Genomic DNA, 15,807 nt, shown 5'->3' on the forward strand with positions numbered 1-15,807 from the left:
GTCCCAGGAGGCCACCTTGTCGCACGAGCCGCACGCCCCGCACCCGCCGCACGAGTCCGCCGCCCCCCTCCCGCCGCTCAGCTACTCCTCCGGTCCGGCCGCCGCCCCGCTGCTCGGCGACACCATCGGCGCGAACCTCGACCGCGCGGTGCGGGCCTTCCCGGAGCGGGAGGCGCTGGTCGAGTGCGTCACCGGCCGCCGCTGGACGTACGCCGAGTTCGCGGCCGACGTGGACGCGGTGGCGCTCGGGCTGCGCGCGCGGGGCGTCGGCACGGGCGACCGGGTGGGCATCTGGGCGCCCAACCGGGCCGAGTGGACGCTCACCCAGTACGCCACCGCCCGGCTCGGCGCGATCCTGGTGACGATCAACCCGGCGTACCGCGCGCACGAGTTGGCGTACGTGCTGGACCAGGCGGGCGTGCGGCTGCTGGTGGCGGCCGAGCGGTTCAGGACCTCCGACTACGCGGCGATGATCGCCGAGGTGCGCCCGCGCTGCCCGGAGCTGGCGGACGTGGTGCTGCTGGACGGCCCGGACTGGCCGGAGCTGCTGGCCGCCGGGCGGGCCCGCGGGCGGGACGGCGGGCGGGAGGAACTCACGGCGATCGAGCGGGAGTTGAGCGCGGACGATCCGATCAACATCCAGTACACCTCGGGCACCACCGGCTTCCCGAAGGGCGCGACGCTCTCGCACCACAACATCCTGAACAACGGCTACTTCGTCGGCGAGCTGTGCAACTACACCGAGCAGGACCGGATCTGCCTCCCGGTGCCGTTCTACCACTGCTTCGGGATGGTGATGGGCAACCTCGCCGCCACCTCGCACGGCGCCTGCACGGTCATCCCGGCCCCGGTCTTCGACGCGGCCACCACGCTGGCCGCGGTGGCCGCCGAGCGGTGCACCTCGCTGTACGGGGTGCCGACCATGTTCATCGCCGAGCTCGCCGACCCGGGCTTCGACGGGTACGACCTGTCCAGCCTGCGCACCGGCATCATGGCGGGCGCCCCGTGCCCGGCCGAGGTGATGAAGGGCGTGCGGGAGCGGATGGGCATGACGGAGGTGTCGATCTGCTACGGCATGACGGAGACCTCCCCGGTCTCCACCCAGACCCGGGCCGACGACCCGGTCGAGCGCCGGGTCTCCACCGTCGGCCGGGTCGGGCCGCACCTGGAGGTCAAGGTGGTCGACCCGGAGACCGGCCGCACCCTCCCGCGCGGCGAGCCCGGCGAACTGTGCACCCGCGGCTACTCGGTGATGCTCGGCTACTGGGCGGAGCCGGCCAGGACCGCCGAGGTGGTCGACGCCGCCCGCTGGATGCACACCGGCGACCTGGCGGTGATGGACGAGGAGGGGTACCTGTCGATCACCGGCCGGATCAAGGACATGGTGATCCGCGGCGGCGAGAACGTGTACCCGCGCGAGATCGAGGAGTTCCTGTACACCCACCCGGACGTGCTCGACGTCCAGGTGATCGGGGTGCCCGACACCAGGTACGGCGAGGAGCTGATGGCCTGGGTGCGGATGCGCGAGGGCGCGCCGCCGCTCACGGCCGAGGCGGTGCGCGCATTCTGCACCGGACGGCTGGCCCACTTCAAGATCCCGCGCTACGTGCACGTGGTCGAGGAGTTCCCGATGACGGTCACCGGCAAGGTCCGCAAGGTCGAGATGCGCGAGCTGGCGGTGGCCGTCCTGGCGGGGGAGGGCGCCCCCGTCCGCTGACGCGCGTCGACCCGCGCTGACCAGCGGGTTCCCGGAGGCCGGATCCCGCCAGGGGCCCGGCCTCCGGGCACCCCGGCGCGGACCGGCCTCGTCGCAGGTCTTGACGCCCACTTTTCTCATACGTTAAATCTCGGCGTGAAGTAAGCGGACGCGGTCTGCGGCTGACGCCGAGTCAGTGTGCCCGGACCCGCCGCCGTCCCCCCGGATCCCACCAGACGGGTGTGCACCCCCATGAACCGAGCTCCCCGGTCCCGCAGGTACGGCCTCGCGGCAGCCGCCGCGACCGCCCTCGTCGCGGCCCTCGTCGCCCCCACCACCCAGGCCGCCGCGGCCCCCGTGCCGCCCGGCGGCGGCAGCCTCGGCGAGAACGTGATCGTCCTCGACCCGGGCATGCCCAAGGCCCAGGTCCAGGACCGCCTGAACGCCCTCGCCCAGGCCCAGGCCGGCAACGAGTTCGGCCCCCAGCGCTACGCGATCCTGTTCAAGCCCGGCACCTACGGCACCACCGCCGACCCGCTGGTCTTCCCGGTCGGCTTCTACGAGAGCGTGGCCGGCCTCGGCCGCAACCCCGGCGACGTGGTGATCAACGGCTCCGTCAACGTGTACAACCAGTGCGTCGGCGGCGACCAGGCGCAGTGCTACGCCACCACCAACTTCTGGCGCTCGCTCAGCAACCTGACGGTCAACGTCGCGGGCCAGAGCGGCTGTTACGGCAACACCGACTTCTGGGCGGTCTCCCAGGCCGCGCCGCTGCGCCGGGTCCAGATGAACGGCAACGTGACGCTGATGGACTACTGCACCGGCTCGCCCTCCTGGGCCAGCGGCGGCTTCATCGCCGACTCCAAGTTCACCGGCGCCACCGTGGTCAACGGCTCCCAGCAGCAGTTCTTCACCCGCAACAGCAACCTGGACGGCTGGAGCAACGGCGTCTGGAGCCAGGTGTTCTGCGGCACCGAGGGCGCCCCCGCCCAGTCCTTCTCCACCGACCCGGCCGCCTCCCCGTACACCACCCTCGACACCTGCCCGGTCACCCGCGAAGCCCCCTACCTGTACCTGGACGAGGCCGGAAAGTACCGGGTGTTCGTGCCCGCCGCGCAGCGCGACTCCCGCGGCACCACCTGGGAGGACGGAGGCACCCCGGGCCGCTCGCTCCCCCTGGACGACTTCTACGTGGTCCGCCCCGGCGCCGACGTCAAGCAGATCAACGCCGCCCTCAGGGCCGGCCGCAACCTGCTGCTCACCCCCGGCGTCCACCGGCTGCCCGACGCGATCAAGGTCACCCGGCCCGGCACCCAGGTCGTCGGCCTCGGCTTCGCCACCCTCGTCCCGACCGACGGCAACGCCGCGATCAAGATCGACGACGTGGACGGCGTCAACGTCTCCGGCCTGATCGTCGACGCCGGCGAGAAGAAGTCGAAGGTGCTGGTGCAGGTCGGCAACCGGGGGAGCAACGACTCGCACCGCAGCGACCCGATCGCGCTGTCCGACGTGTTCTTCCGGGTCGGCGGCGCGCTGAACGGCGCGGCCGAGACGGCGCTCGAGGTCAACAGCGACGACACCCTGATCGACGACGCCTGGATCTGGCGCGCCGACCACGGCACCGGCGGCGGCACCTGGACCAGCGCCCGCAGCGACACCGGACTGGTCGTCAACGGTGACCGGGTCACCGCCACCGGCCTTGCCGTCGAGCACTTCCAGAAGACCGAGGTGCAGTGGAACGGCGAGCACGGCCAAGTGGTGTTCTTCCAGAACGAGAACCCCTACGACGTGCCGAACCAGGCCGCGTGGATGGCGAGCAAGCAGCAGAAGGGCTACCCGGCGTTCGCCGTCGGCCCGAAGGTGAAGACCTTCGAGGGCTGGGGCATGGGCAGCTACTCCTACTTCAACCAGGGCGTCGACATCCGCAACGCGATGGCCTTCCAGGCCCCCGTCACCCCCGGCGTCAAGCTGCACGACCTGCTGACCGTCTTCCTCAACGGCTCCGGCGGCATCGACTCGGTGATCAACGGCACCGGCCGCACCGTCGACCCCGCCTTCGGCGGCCCCAGCAACGTCGTCTCCTACCCGTGACGACCGCCCGCTGACCGACCGAACCCCCCGACACGGCCCGCCGCGCACTCCGGCCCGAGCGCGCGGCGGGCCGCACCACGCACCGGCCCCCGAGCCGAACTCCGGGGTCTGTAGCGGCAGTTCACCCCCTGACATCCCCCATCCGTGGCGGGGTCCCCCATGACCGAGCTCGGCCTCCGCCGCCGCCTCCGGCGCCGAGGGCGGCCCGTTCGGCCCCGGCGCGGCCACCCTCGCGGTGGACCGGGTCCGGGTCGAACAGCGGGCCTGACGGGCCGTCCGACCGGATGACGGCATTCTCAGGAAACATTCAGGAATGCCGTCGTTCGGCCCAATAACCGGATCGACTGCCTGACGGGTGGTCACCTGGAGGCGCCTTCGCAGGAAGGCGACCGAAACCCCGTCAGAGGAGCACCCGTCTTGTCCCGTCCCGCTCGCCCCACCCGGCGCACCCTGGCCGTCAGCGCCGCGTTCGTCGCCGCCAGCGCCCTGGCCGTCCCCGCCGCGTACTCCACCGACAGCCGGCCCGCCACCCACACCCGGGCCACCGCGGCCCACACCATCACCGAGAACCGGCTGCCCTTCACCACCCGCTTCCAGGGCGACTTCCACGGCGGCATCACCCACATCAGCAACACCCTGATGACCTGCGACGAGACCAAGCCCCCCGTCGACCCGGCGCAGGCCCCCTGCGAGCAGGCCCGCAACGGCGACGGGCCGCGCCCGATCAACAACAACTTCCAGATGAAGTACATCAACATCGACGGCCCCGGCCACACCGGCCCGCTCGGCGACGAGATCTACTCCTCCAGCTCCGCCGACCTCCAACTCCCCGAGGGCGCCACCGTCAAGTACGCCCGCCTCTACTGGGGCGGCACCCGCGGCATCGGCGACACCGTCCTGCCCGAGAGCCAGATCGACGAGATCTACCTGAAGTTCCCCGGCGACGGCCAGTACACCAACGTCGCCAACCAGCAGCCCTCCATCGGCTACATCACCACCGACGACGAGAGCAGCTACCAGGCGTCCGCCGACATCACCGAGCAGGTCCGCAACCACGGCTCCGGCACCTACGAGGCCGCCGACATGGACTCCGTCGTCAAGCCGCACAGCTGGGGCGGCTGGACCATCGTGGTCGCCTACGAGCGCGACTGCGAACCCCTGCGCCACCTGCACATCTGGGACGGCTTCCAGCCCGAACTGCCCAACAGCCCCGCCCTCACCGGCACCCTCAGCGGCATCCGGACCCCCGCCGACGGCCCCGTCACCGGCCACCTCGGCTGGGTCGTCTACGACGGCGACCACAAGTGGACCGGCGACACGATGGACATGAAGTCCACCAACGGCCCGCTCACCCGCTTCAGCGACGCCCTGCACCCGGCGAACGACGCCTTCACCTCCAACCTCGACAACGCCGACCCGGCCCAGCGCTTCCCCCGCAACCCGGCCTACCCCAACTCCTTCGGCTACGACGCCAACCGCTGGGACGTCTCCCCCTACCTCCGCAACGGTGACACCGACATCTCCATCACCGTCAACACCCAGGGCGACGGCTACAACCTCGGCGTCTTCTACGCGGACGTCGACATCGACCCCGCCACCCTCCGCAGCATGAAGACCCAGCCCCGCTCCACCTGGACCGGACAGCAGTAACGATCCGCCCAGCCCGCCCGGGCCCGCCGCAGCCACCCCCGGCCGCGGCGGGCCCGCGGCCGTCCGGCGCCGGCCGCAGCGGGCCCGCAACCCGGGTTCGGCCGTCCGGGGGAAGCGGGGGTTCGCGGCCCGGGGCGGGGGAACCGATGGCGGGTGGACGTGCTCGCGGTGGTGTGCGCGGTGCTCGGAGCTGCCTCCAACGCGGCCGGGACCGCCTTTCAACGGAAAGCCGCCTCGCGGGTGGCGCGGGGCGGGGGACTGCGGTTCCTGGCCGTACTGGCCCGGGACCCGGCCTGGCTGGCGGGCATCCTGGGCGTGACGGGCGCCGCGCTGTTCCAGGCCCTGGCCCTCGTGTTCGGGCCGCTCGCCCTGGTGCAGCCCGTGTTCGTGCTGGAACTGCCGTTCGCCCTGCTGATCGCCGCACCCCTGCTGCACCGCCGGATCCCCGCCGCCGGCTGGGCGGGCGTCGCGGCGGTGGTCGGCGGCCTCGCCCTGTTCCTCGCCTGCGCCGCCCCCACCGGGGCCGACGACCAGGCCCCGATGAGCCGCTGGGCCCCCGTCCTGGCCGGCTGCCTCGGCGCGATGGCGCTGTGCGTCGCCGCCGCCCGCGGCCGCGGACCGGTGTTCCGCGCCGGGGCCCTGGGCACCGCCGCCGCGATCGGCAACGCCCTGACCGCCGCCCTGCTCAAGTCCGCCACCGGCACCTTCTCCGACCACGGCCCGGCCGCCTTCCTCACCACCTGGCAGACCTACGGCTTCGCCCTCACCGGAATCGCCGCCGTCCTCCTGCTCGAGAACGCCCTCCAGGCCGGCCCGCTGGTCGCCTCCCAACCCGCCCTGACCATCGGCGACGCCGCCGTCAGCCTGCTGCTCGGCATCGTCCTGTTCGACGAGACGATCCGCACCGGCCCCCTGCTCATCCCCGAACTCCTCGCCGTCGCCCTGGTCGCCACCGGCGTGGTCACCCTGGTCCGCGCCGTCCCGAACATCCGAGAGACCCCGCACTGACACCCGGCACTGACACCCCGCACTGACGGCCCGCACTGACGGCCCGTCGGAACCGGCCAGGAGGCACGGGCGTCCGTCCCCCACGACGGGTGACCGACGCCGAGGGGGAGCGCGCTGTGACGGAGAACGGGCCCGCGGGCCGGGGGCGCCGGTGGCGGGGGGCCGGGTTGGCCGGGTGCGCGGTGCTGCTGGCGGGGCCGGCGGTGCTGACGGTGGTGCGGCTGCTCGGGTGGGACGACGGGACGTGGTGGGCGCTGCCGATGGCCGGGCTGCCGTACGCGGCGGTGCTGTGCGTGGTGGTGCTGGCGGTGGCGGTCGGGCTGCGCGGGCGCTGGGTGGGCGGGGTCGCGGCGGCGCTGGTGGCGCTGCAGTTGTGGTGGCTGGTGCCCCGGTTCCTCCCGGACGGGGGAGCGCCGCCGGCCGGAGCACCCCGGCTGCGGGTGGCGACCAGCAACAACTTCATGGGCCAGGTCTCGCCGAAGGCCCTGGTGGACCTGGTGCGCGAGCAGCGGATCGACGTGCTCGCCGTCGAGGAGCAGAGCGACTCCGCGGCCGCGGCACTGGACGCGGCCGGCATCCGCGAGCTGCTCCCGCACCGCGAACGCCCCGAAGGCACCGACAGCGCGCTCTACACCCGGCTGCCGGTCGGCTCCGCCGCCGACCCGGCCTGGCCCACCGCCAACCTGACCGTCGACGTCGGCGGGCACCCGGTGCAGCTGGTCGCCGTGCACACCTACTACCCGCTCGGCGACGCCCGCCGCTGGGCCGACGACCTGCACCGGCTGCGCGCCGCCGCACCCGGGCGGACCCGGGACGCCGTCCTGCTGGGCGACTTCAACGCGACGCTCGACCACGCCCCGATGCGCGACCTGCTCGACACCGGCCTGGCCGACACCCACGAGGAACTCGGCGCGGGCCTGTTCCCGACCTGGCCCGAACACCACCCGGACTTCCGGGGCGTCCCGCCGGTCATCCAGATCGACCACGTGCTGCACGGCTCCGCGCTGGCCGCCGTCGCGGTCTCCGAACACGCCCTGGCCCGCAGCGACCACCGCGCCGTGGTCGCCGAACTCGCCGTCGTCGGGTGACGGGCGGTCAGGAGAGCGCGGGGGCCGAACGGTCCCCTCCGGCGGGGTCAGCCGTCCCCGTGCTCCTGGGCGTGCTCCTGCCCGTGCCGGTGCTCCCGGGCGTGCTCCCGGCGGTGGCTGCGGACGTAGTGCACCAGGACCGCCACCACGGCGAGGCCCGCCACGACCAGGGCGGCGGTGCGGCCGACGGTGCCCTCCACCCGGGTGTAGGCCGCGCCCGCGAAGTAGCCGAGCAGAACAAAGCCGACGCCCCACAGCAGGCCGCCGACGGCGTTGAAGAGCAGGAACCGGCGGTAGGGCATCCGGGACACCCCCGCCAGGGCGGGCATCAGGGCGCGGAAGAAGGCCACGAACCGGCCCAGCAGCACGGCCGCCGGGCCCCGGCGGCGGATCAGCTCCCGGGCCCGGCCGATCCGGTCCGCGTGGCGGCGCAGCGACCTGGTCTCCAGCACCCGCGGGCCCACCCGCCGTCCCACCTCGTAGCCGACCGAGTCGCCGAGCACCGCCGCGGCCACCACCGTCACCAGCATCCAGCCCAGCGAGACGCTGCCCTGGTGGGCCAGCACGCCGCCGAGCACCGCCGCGGTCTCGCCGGGCAGCACGAAACCGAAGAACAGCGCGTCCTCGGCGAACACCAGCGCCGCCACCACCGCGTACACCACCGGCCCGGACAGGCCGCCCAGCCAGTCGGTCACCGACTTCATCAGGACCACCTCGCTCCCGTCCCACCGTAACGTGCGGACACCGGCCGGGGCGGGGACCCGCGCCGCCGCAGCGGGCAGACTGGGGAGGTGACCGAGACTCCGCTCGCCAAGGGCGCCAACCTGCCGATCGACGCCGCCGCCGTCCGGGCCGCACTCTCCTGGCGGGCCGGGCCGGGCGTCCCGGCGGTGGGGACCGCCGCGCTGCTGCTCGGCCCGGACGACGGGCCCCGGCTGGTCCGCACGCACGCCCCCGGCGTCCTGGTGCGGCCGGACGGGGTCGACGTCGACCTGGCCGCGCTGGCCCCCGCCGTCCAGCGGGTGCTGCTGCTGGCCGTCACCGACGGGGCCGGCCTCGGCGCCGTCCCCGGCCTGTCGCTGCTGCTCGGCGACGCCCGCACCGGGGCCGGCCTGGCCCGCTTCGACCCCGAGCCGGGCGCGGAGCGCGCCCTGGTCTGCGGCGAGCTGTACCGGCGCGACGGCCGCTGGAAGTTCCGCGCCGTCGGCCAGGGCTGGACGGACGGCCTGGCGGGCCTCGCGGTCGCGCACGGGTTCGCCCTTCCCGAACCCGAGACGCCTCCGGTGCAGGCGCCGGTGCAGGTGCAGGTGCAGGTGCAGGCGCCGATGCCGTCGCCCCTGCCCGGGCCGGAGTTGACGGCCGGTCAGGGGGAGGAGGAGGAACGCGCGCTGCCCGTCGACATGCGCAAGCGGCTGAGCCTGCGCAAGCAGCAGGTCGCGGTCAGCCTGCGCAAGCACGGCGCGCAGGGCCTCGTCGCGCGGGTGGTGCTGGTGCTGGACGCCTCCGGTTCGATGGCCGGGCTCTACCACCGGGGCGTGGTGGCGGACGTGGTGGAGCGGATGGCCGCCGTCGCCGCGCAGCTGGACGAGGACCGGACCATGCAGGCGTGGACCTTCGCGACCTGGCCGGCCCGGCTGCCCGACCTGCGGCTGTCCGAGCTGCCGGAGTGGCTGGGCCGGCACGTCCGGGTCGGCGAGATCTCGCTGTTCGGCCGCCGCAAGGTCCGCCCGCCGCTGCCCGACGGGCGGGTCGACATGAAGGCGGTCGGCGTCAACAACGACGAGCAGAAGGTCATCGCGGAGGTCCGCGCCCACGTGCGGGAGAACCCGACGGCGGAGCCGACCCTGGTGCTGTTCTTCTCCGACGGCGGGGTCTACCGCAACAGCGAGATCGAGCAGCAACTGCGCGCGGCCGTCGAGGAGCCGGTGTTCTGGCAGTTCGTCGGGCTGGGCCACGGCGACTACGGGGTCCTGGAACGGTTCGACACGCTGCCCGGCCGCCGGGTCGACAACGTCGGGTTCTTCGCGGTCGACGACATCAGCACCCTCCCGGACCCGGAGCTCTACGACCGGCTGCTGTCCGAGTTCCCGCAGTGGGTGGCGGCGGCCCGCCGGGCGGGCATCCTGCGCTGACGCCCGGTCACGGAACGGCCCTCGCAACGGTTCCGGGGCAGCTCCCGGAACGGGCTCGGGACACTACGAAAGGGTCACGGTCCGTTCTGTTTACTAGAAGTGTTTGTCTGTTCACCGTCAGGCTCTCGGTCGGCCATCCTCCAGCTACCCCGACCGGAGTCCCGCGTGAGCCCCTCCTCCGCGCACCGCCACGTCCTCGGCACGGCCGCCCTCGCGGCCACCGCCGCCCTCCTCCTCACCGCCGTCACCACCGGCACCGCCGACGCCGCTCCCGGCGGCCGGGACGCGGCCGTCGCCCGCGCCCGGGCCAATGTCGCCCAGCACGCCGCCCTGTTCGGCTACGGGCCCGGCCAGGACCTCGTCCTCAAGGACGTGGTGCTCGACCCGGACGGCACCCAGCACGTCCGCTTCGACCGCAGCTACGACGGGCTGCCCGTGGTCGGCGGCGACCTGGTGGTGCACCAGGACGCGCGCGGGCGGCTCACCGACTCCTCCCGGGCCAAGGGCCACGACCCCAAGGTGCCCTCCACCCGCCCGGCCGTGCCCGCCCAGCGCAGCGCCGCCGAGGCGCTCCAGCAGGCCCCCGGCACAGCCGCGGCCACCTCCACGCCCGAACTCGTGGTCTGGGCCGCCGACGGCACCGCCCGCCTCGCCTGGCGCACCACCGTCACCGGCACCGGCAAGCAGGGCCAGCCCACCGGCCGGGTGGTGGTCACCGACGCCACCACCGGCGCCGCCATCGACAGCTACGACGCCGAGCACTCCGCGACCGGCACCGGCCACTCCGAGTACACCGGCGACGTCACGCTCTCCACCACCCAGCAGGCGAACGGCAGTTACGCGCTGATCGACCCCGTCCGCGGCCACACCACCAAGGACGCCCACAACCTCTCCGCGAGCAGCGTCAAGGCCACCTCCGGGACGCTCTACACCGACGCCGACAACGTGTGGGGCGACGGCCGGAAGTTCTCCACCGACCGGGCCACCGCCGCCGTCGACGCCCACGCCAACACCGCCTGGACGTACGACTACTACAAGAACACCTTCGGCCGGAACGGCATCAAGAACGACGGCAAGGGCGCCACCGTCTTCGTCCACGTCGGCACCAACTGGGACAACGCCCAGTGGTCCGACGCCTGCTTCTGCATGATGACCGGCGACGGCAACGGCAGCACCGACCCCGAGCAGGTCGACCTCGACACCATGGGCCACGAGATGACCCACGGCGTCACCAGCGCCACCGCGAACCTCCGCTACAGCGGCGAGTCCGGCGGCCTCAACGAGTCCACCAGCGACATCTTCGGCACCATGGTCGAGTGGTACGCCGACAACGCGGTCGACAAGGGCGACTACCTGTTCAGCGACCAGTCCACCCCGCCGTGGCTGCGCCGCTTCGACAAGCCCTCGCTGGACGGCGGCTCGGCGGACTGCTGGAGCAAGTCGGTCGGCCGGCTGGACGTGCACTACTCCTCCGGCGTCGGCAACCACTGGTTCTACCTGGCCAGCGAGGGCAGCGGCGCCAAGACCGTCAACGGCGTCGCCTACAACTCGCCGACCTGCAACGGCTCGACCGTCACCGGCATCGGCAACCAGAAGGTCGCCGCGATCTGGTACCGCGCCCTGACCGTCTACATGACCTCCACCACCGACTACAAGGGCGCCCGCGTCGCCTCGCTCAGCGCCGCCCGCGACCTGTACGGCGCGAACTCCGCCGAGTACGCGGCGGTGGGCGCCGCCTGGAGCGCGGTCTCCGTCGCCTGACGCACCGCCAGGCGTCAGGCCCGGTACGCGAGGGCCTGGCGCAGGTGGTGGTCGGCGATCTCCAGCATCCACCGGCGGTCGGGGAAGTCGCCGGCGGCGATCCGCAGCGGGCCGCCGACCAGGTCCAGGTGCATGGCGTACCGGTAGAAGGCGAGGCGGCGCGGGTCGAGCCCGGGGTCGCGCAGCGCCTCGTAGTGCTCGAGGTGCGCGTCGAAGCGCATCCGCAGCCAGCAGTGCTCGACCTCGGGGTCCGCGTACAGCAGGCCCTCGACGTCGATCAGCACGGGCTCGCCGTCCGGTCCGATCAGGACGTGCTCCGGGCCCAACTCGCCGTGCACCACGCCGAGTCCGGCGCGCGGCTCGACCTCGGCGTGCAGGGCGTGCAGCTTCCCGGCCAGTTCGGACTCGGCCGCGGCGGCCCGCGGGTCGTGCGCGACGGCGGTCGAGAGGTTGACCAACGCCCGTTCCAGGTAGCCCCGTTCGCAGCTGTCGCCGCTCGGCGCGCCGCCGCCGTCGAGCCACGCCACCCGCCCGAACGCGGGCGCGCGGTGGGCGTGCATCAGCCGCAGGGCCCCGGCGAGCCGCCCCAGGGTGCGCCGCCCGGCGGCCGGGTCGCGCTCCAGCAGGTCCTGCAGCGTCCCGCCGCGGACGTCCTCGGCGACGGCGACGTCCGCCGGGTACAGCCCGCGGCCGCGGTCGGTGAACAGCAGGCGCGGCGCGCGGGCGCCGACGGCCGCCAGCCGCCGGGTGGCGCCTTCGAGCAGGTCGAGCCCGGAGGCGTGCGAGAACGGGTTCGCCGGGTCGTCGTGGCCGTCCGGGAGCAGGCCGCTCCAGTAGTCCTCGTCGGCGCTCCACAGGTAGACCACCGCGCTGGTGGCGTCGTCCAGCACCACCCGGTAGACGCCCTTCTTGCTGCCGCCGCGCAGCCGTTCGACGGCGGCGATCCGGCGGGCGGCGCCGAAGACCTCCCGCACGACGGGGGCCAGCGAACGGGCGTCGGCGAACGTGCGGCCGGGGGAGCGGCCGTGGGCCGCGGCGTCGGTGGGCATGCGGGCAGTCCAGCAGCGGCCCGGCCCCCGCGTCAACGCGATTGCGGGGCCGGGCCGCTGCGGGGCGCGGGCGCGGTCAGCCGGTGACGGCCTCGATCAGGGTCCAGGTGGCCAGGACGGCCATGCACAGGCCGCCGACGCGCTGGACGGTGCGCAGCGGGACGCGCTTGGCGATGAAGCGGCCCACCAGCAGGGCGAGGGCGGAGACGGACATCAGGGCGGCGGCGGAGCCGATCGCGGTGGGCAGCCAGCCGTTGGTGGCGGCGAGGTTGGCGGTGGTGATCTGGGTCAGGTCGCCCCACTCGCCGATGAAGACGGTGGTGAACGCCGTGGCCCAGACCGGCCAGAAGCCGGTGACGGTCCGCGCGCCGCCCTCCTCGTCGTCCTCGTCGCCGCCCGAGCGCAGCAGCACGAACGCGCCGAAGCCGAACAGCGCGGCGGAGACCAGCTTGACGGCCAGGCCGGGCAGCAGGCCCAGCAGGCTGCCCGCGCCGACGGCGATCGCCACGTGCACGACGAACGCGGCCGAGGTGCCGAACCAGACGTACAGCGGGCGCATGCGGGTGCCCATGGCCAGGGAGGCGAACATCGTCTTGTCGGGGAGTTCGGCCAGGAAGATCAGCCCGAAGGCGGTGAGCATCGCCAGGGGGTCGAAGGACATCGCGGTGCTTTCTGCAGGGGCCGGGCCGCGGGCTCGAACGGCACCGGGCGGGCGACGGGCGAACCTCTCGGCCCGGCACGACGAGACCTGCCGCACGGTGGTGCGGCAGGGCCGTGCACGGGGCCGAAGGTCTCGTCCGTCGCGGCAGCGGCCTGCCGCGACCCACGGGCCGGGACGGGCGTGCCGTCCAGTGTGTCGACCGGTGGTGTTTCGGGACTACTCCCCTTCGCGGTGCCGAGTGTAAGGGATCGGCAAAGCCCGGGTAAAGCCCGGTCCGGGGCGGGGAGGTGGCCCGTTCTCGACCGCCCGGGCGGGCCGGCCGCCGCCCCGTCGGGCATGGACACGCCTGGTGGGCGCCGGGCCCGGCCGCCCGCGGCGGCGGTCGGGGCACGCCGGAATCCGGACAGAATCCGCTCCGGCGGCCGGGCGTCCTTTCCGTGGACACGGAACGCGAGTTAGCGTGACCGTGAGTTAGTTGCCCGAGGCACTCAAATGCCGGGCCGCCCTGCCGCACCCCGCCCCCGCCCGGGCCCGGACGGCAGCGCCCGGCCCCGGGAAGGGACCCCAGCATGGCCACTGCCGCCACCACCTCCCACCCCGCACCGCGCGGCGCCTGCCCGTTCGCGCCGCCGCCCGCCTACCAGCAGGCCCAGCAGGACGAGCCCGTCACCCGGGTCGCCCTCTGGGACGACAGCCCCTGCTGGCTGATCACCCGCTACCAGGACGCCCGCGCCGTCCTCGCCGACCCCCGCTTCAGCGCCGACGCCGCCCGCCCCGGCTTCCCCTTCCTCACCGCCGCCGCCCGCCAACTCAGCGTCGGCAAGACCTCGTTCATCCGGATGGACGACCCCGAGCACGGCCACCTGCGCCGGATGCTCACCGGCGACTTCACCATCCGCAAGACCGCCGCGCTGCGCCCCGCCGTCCAGCAGGCCGCCGACGAACTGTTCGACCGGATGACCACCGGCCGCACCGCCGCCGACCTGGTCGCCGAGTTCGCCCTCCCGCTGCCCTCCCTGGTGATCTGCCTGCTGCTCGGCGTCCCCTACCAGGACCACGAGTTCTTCCAGCGCTGCAGCCGCACCCTGCTGCACCGCGCCAGCACCGTGGCGGAGGTGGCCGCCGCCCAGGACAGCCTGACCACCTACCTCGACACCCTCACCGAGAGCAAGCGCACCGACCCCGACGACGGCATCCTCAGCCGCCTGGTCGCCCGCGGCGAACTCCCCACCGAGGAGATCGGCGCGATGGGCCGCCTGCTGCTCATCGCCGGCCACGAGACCACCGCCAACATGACCGCCCTCTCCGTCCTCGCCCTGCTGCGCCACCCCGACCAGCTCGCCCACCTGCGCGCCCACCCCGGGTCCACGCCCGCCGCCGTCGAGGAACTGCTGCGCTGGCTCAGCATCGTGCAGACCGGCGTCGTCCGGGTCGCCGTCGAGGACGCCGAGGTCGGCGGCGTGCTGATCCGGGCCGGCGAGGGCGTCATCTGCCAGATCAACACCGCCAACCGCGACGACGAGCGCTACCCCGACGGCGACGCCCTCGACCTCACCCGCGACACCCGCCGCCACCTCGCCTTCGGCTTCGGCGTCCACCAGTGCCTCGGCCAGCCGCTGGCCCGGCTCGAACTCGAGATCGCCCTCGACACCCTGCTGCGCCGCCTGCCCGACCTGCACCTGGCCGTGCCCTTCGAGGAGATCCGCTTCCGCCACGAGATGACCGTCTACGGCGTCGAGTCCCTCCCGGTCGCCTGGTGACCGCCCACCCCCCGAAAGGAACCGCCATGCTCGTCCACGTCGAGCCGGACCGGTGCTGCGGCTCCGGGCAGTGCGTCCTCGCCGCCCCCGAGGTGTTCGACCAGAACGACGAGGACGGCACCGTCGTCCTCCTCCAGGCCAGCCCGCCCGCCGACCTGGTCCGCGAGGTCGCCGACGCCGCCGCCGCCTGCCCCGGAGGGGCGATCCGGTTGGAGGAGGGAGTGCCCCGGTAGGCTGCCGGGCGGACGAGCGGGAACAGCAGGGGGAGCAGGCACGTGCAGGTCACCGGGTACGCCCCGGACGCGGTCGCCGACCTGCGCGGCCGCCCCGGCGGGCCGCTGGAGCTCCGCTACGGGCCGGACGCGGTCGTGGTGGTCGGCGGCGTCCCCGGCAGCGGCAAGTCCACCCTGCTGCGCCGCTGGGACGCCCCCGCCGCCCTGATCGACCCGCGCACCACCCGGCTCGCTTACCAGGCCCGGATGCCCGCCGCCCTGCCCTACCCGCTCTACCGCCCCGCCGTCCGCCTGCTGCACCTGCTGCGCACCCGCGCCGCGTTCCGCCGCCCCGGGCCGCTGCTGGTGCACGACTGCGGCAGCCGCTGGTGGATGCGCCGGGCCCTGGCGCGCTGGGCCCGGCGGGCCGGACGCGACCTGCACGTGGTGCTGCTCGCCGTCCGCCCCGCCGAGGCCCTGGCCGGGCAGCGCGCCCGGGCCCGCACCGCCGCCCCGCGCACCTTCCGGCTGCACGTGCGGCGCACCGCCCGGCTGCTGGCCGCGCTCGAACGGGACGGGCGGGCGGCGTTCCCCGGCGCCCGGTCGGTGCTGCTGGCCGACGCGGCCTCCCGCGAACGGCTGGCCGGCATCCGGTTCGGCGCCGCGGAACCGGCCGGGGCCGCGGGCACGGACTGACGG

General features: G+C 74.2%; 13 protein-coding genes. 10 read left to right on the forward strand and 3 right to left on the reverse strand.

The genetic code is table 11. The features are described 5' to 3' along the window. The first annotated feature begins 16 nt into the window (after positions 1–16). The 5 genes from EDD39_RS22130 (at position 17) to EDD39_RS22150 (ending at position 7,533) form a co-directional block, all read left to right on the forward strand. Positions 17–1,717 carry an AMP-binding protein gene (locus EDD39_RS22130; protein WP_123558582.1) on the forward strand — a complete coding sequence of 567 codons (1,701 nt, stop codon included), beginning with the start codon at positions 17–19 and terminating at the stop codon, positions 1,715–1,717. Between the two features lie 231 nt (positions 1,718–1,948). Next, the gene (locus EDD39_RS22135; protein WP_123558584.1) at positions 1,949–3,787 is read left to right on the forward strand and encodes a hypothetical protein; all 1,839 of its coding nucleotides are present in this window, start codon (positions 1,949–1,951) and stop codon (positions 3,785–3,787) included. Between the two features lie 417 nt (positions 3,788–4,204). After that, on the forward strand, positions 4,205–5,437 hold the full coding sequence (locus tag EDD39_RS22140) for a hypothetical protein (RefSeq protein ID WP_208765560.1): 1,233 nt from the start codon (positions 4,205–4,207) through the stop codon (positions 5,435–5,437). A gap of 153 nt (positions 5,438–5,590) precedes the next feature. Beyond that, a complete protein-coding gene (locus EDD39_RS22145; protein ID WP_123558586.1) occupies positions 5,591–6,445 on the forward strand; it encodes a DMT family transporter in 855 nt (284 codons plus the stop codon). Positions 6,446–6,561: 116 nt separating this feature from the next. Further along, positions 6,562–7,533, forward strand: coding sequence for an endonuclease/exonuclease/phosphatase family protein (locus tag EDD39_RS22150; RefSeq protein ID WP_244256908.1), 972 nt, complete (start codon positions 6,562–6,564; stop codon positions 7,531–7,533). A 47-nt stretch (positions 7,534–7,580) separates the two neighbouring features. Here EDD39_RS22150 and EDD39_RS22155 read toward each other — a convergent pair whose 3' ends face one another. Beyond that, positions 7,581–8,237 carry a DedA family protein gene (locus EDD39_RS22155; RefSeq protein WP_123560738.1) on the reverse strand — a complete coding sequence of 219 codons (657 nt, stop codon included), beginning with the start codon at positions 8,235–8,237 and terminating at the stop codon, positions 7,581–7,583. 87 nt (positions 8,238–8,324) lie between these two features. On the opposite strand from EDD39_RS22155, the gene EDD39_RS22160 reads away from it, so the two are divergent. Then, complete coding sequence (locus tag EDD39_RS22160) at positions 8,325–9,665, forward strand: vWA domain-containing protein (RefSeq protein ID WP_123558588.1); 1,341 nt, start codon at positions 8,325–8,327, stop codon at positions 9,663–9,665. A gap of 165 nt (positions 9,666–9,830) precedes the next feature. Next, positions 9,831–11,426 carry a M4 family metallopeptidase gene (locus EDD39_RS22165; RefSeq protein ID WP_123558590.1) on the forward strand — a complete coding sequence of 532 codons (1,596 nt, stop codon included), beginning with the start codon at positions 9,831–9,833 and terminating at the stop codon, positions 11,424–11,426. A gap of 14 nt (positions 11,427–11,440) precedes the next feature. Here the strand turns inward: EDD39_RS22165 and EDD39_RS22170 are convergent, their stop codons facing one another. Next, positions 11,441–12,475, reverse strand: coding sequence for a phosphotransferase family protein (locus tag EDD39_RS22170; RefSeq protein WP_208765561.1), 1,035 nt, complete (start codon positions 12,473–12,475; stop codon positions 11,441–11,443). A 76-nt stretch (positions 12,476–12,551) separates the two neighbouring features. Beyond that, entirely contained in the window at positions 12,552–13,136 is a 585-nt protein-coding gene (locus tag EDD39_RS22175) for a TMEM165/GDT1 family protein (RefSeq protein WP_123558592.1), read from the reverse strand. Positions 13,137–13,705: 569 nt separating this feature from the next. Here EDD39_RS22175 and EDD39_RS22180 point away from each other — a divergent pair. The 3 genes from EDD39_RS22180 to EDD39_RS22190 are packed head-to-tail and all read left to right on the forward strand — an operon-like array spanning position 13,706 to position 15,804. Then, positions 13,706–14,896, forward strand: coding sequence for a cytochrome P450 (locus EDD39_RS22180; protein ID WP_123558594.1), 1,191 nt, complete (start codon positions 13,706–13,708; stop codon positions 14,894–14,896). A gap of 26 nt (positions 14,897–14,922) precedes the next feature. Next, positions 14,923–15,129 (forward strand): ferredoxin, encoded by a 207-nt coding sequence (locus tag EDD39_RS22185; RefSeq protein ID WP_123558596.1) that lies wholly within the window; start codon positions 14,923–14,925, stop codon positions 15,127–15,129. 42 nt (positions 15,130–15,171) lie between these two features. Further along, on the forward strand, positions 15,172–15,804 hold the full coding sequence (locus EDD39_RS22190) for an AAA family ATPase (RefSeq protein WP_244256910.1): 633 nt from the start codon (positions 15,172–15,174) through the stop codon (positions 15,802–15,804). Positions 15,805–15,807 lie beyond the last annotated feature (3 nt).

It is taken from the genome of Kitasatospora cineracea, assembly GCF_003751605.1.
GTDB lineage: Bacteria > Actinomycetota > Actinomycetes > Streptomycetales > Streptomycetaceae > Kitasatospora > Kitasatospora cineracea.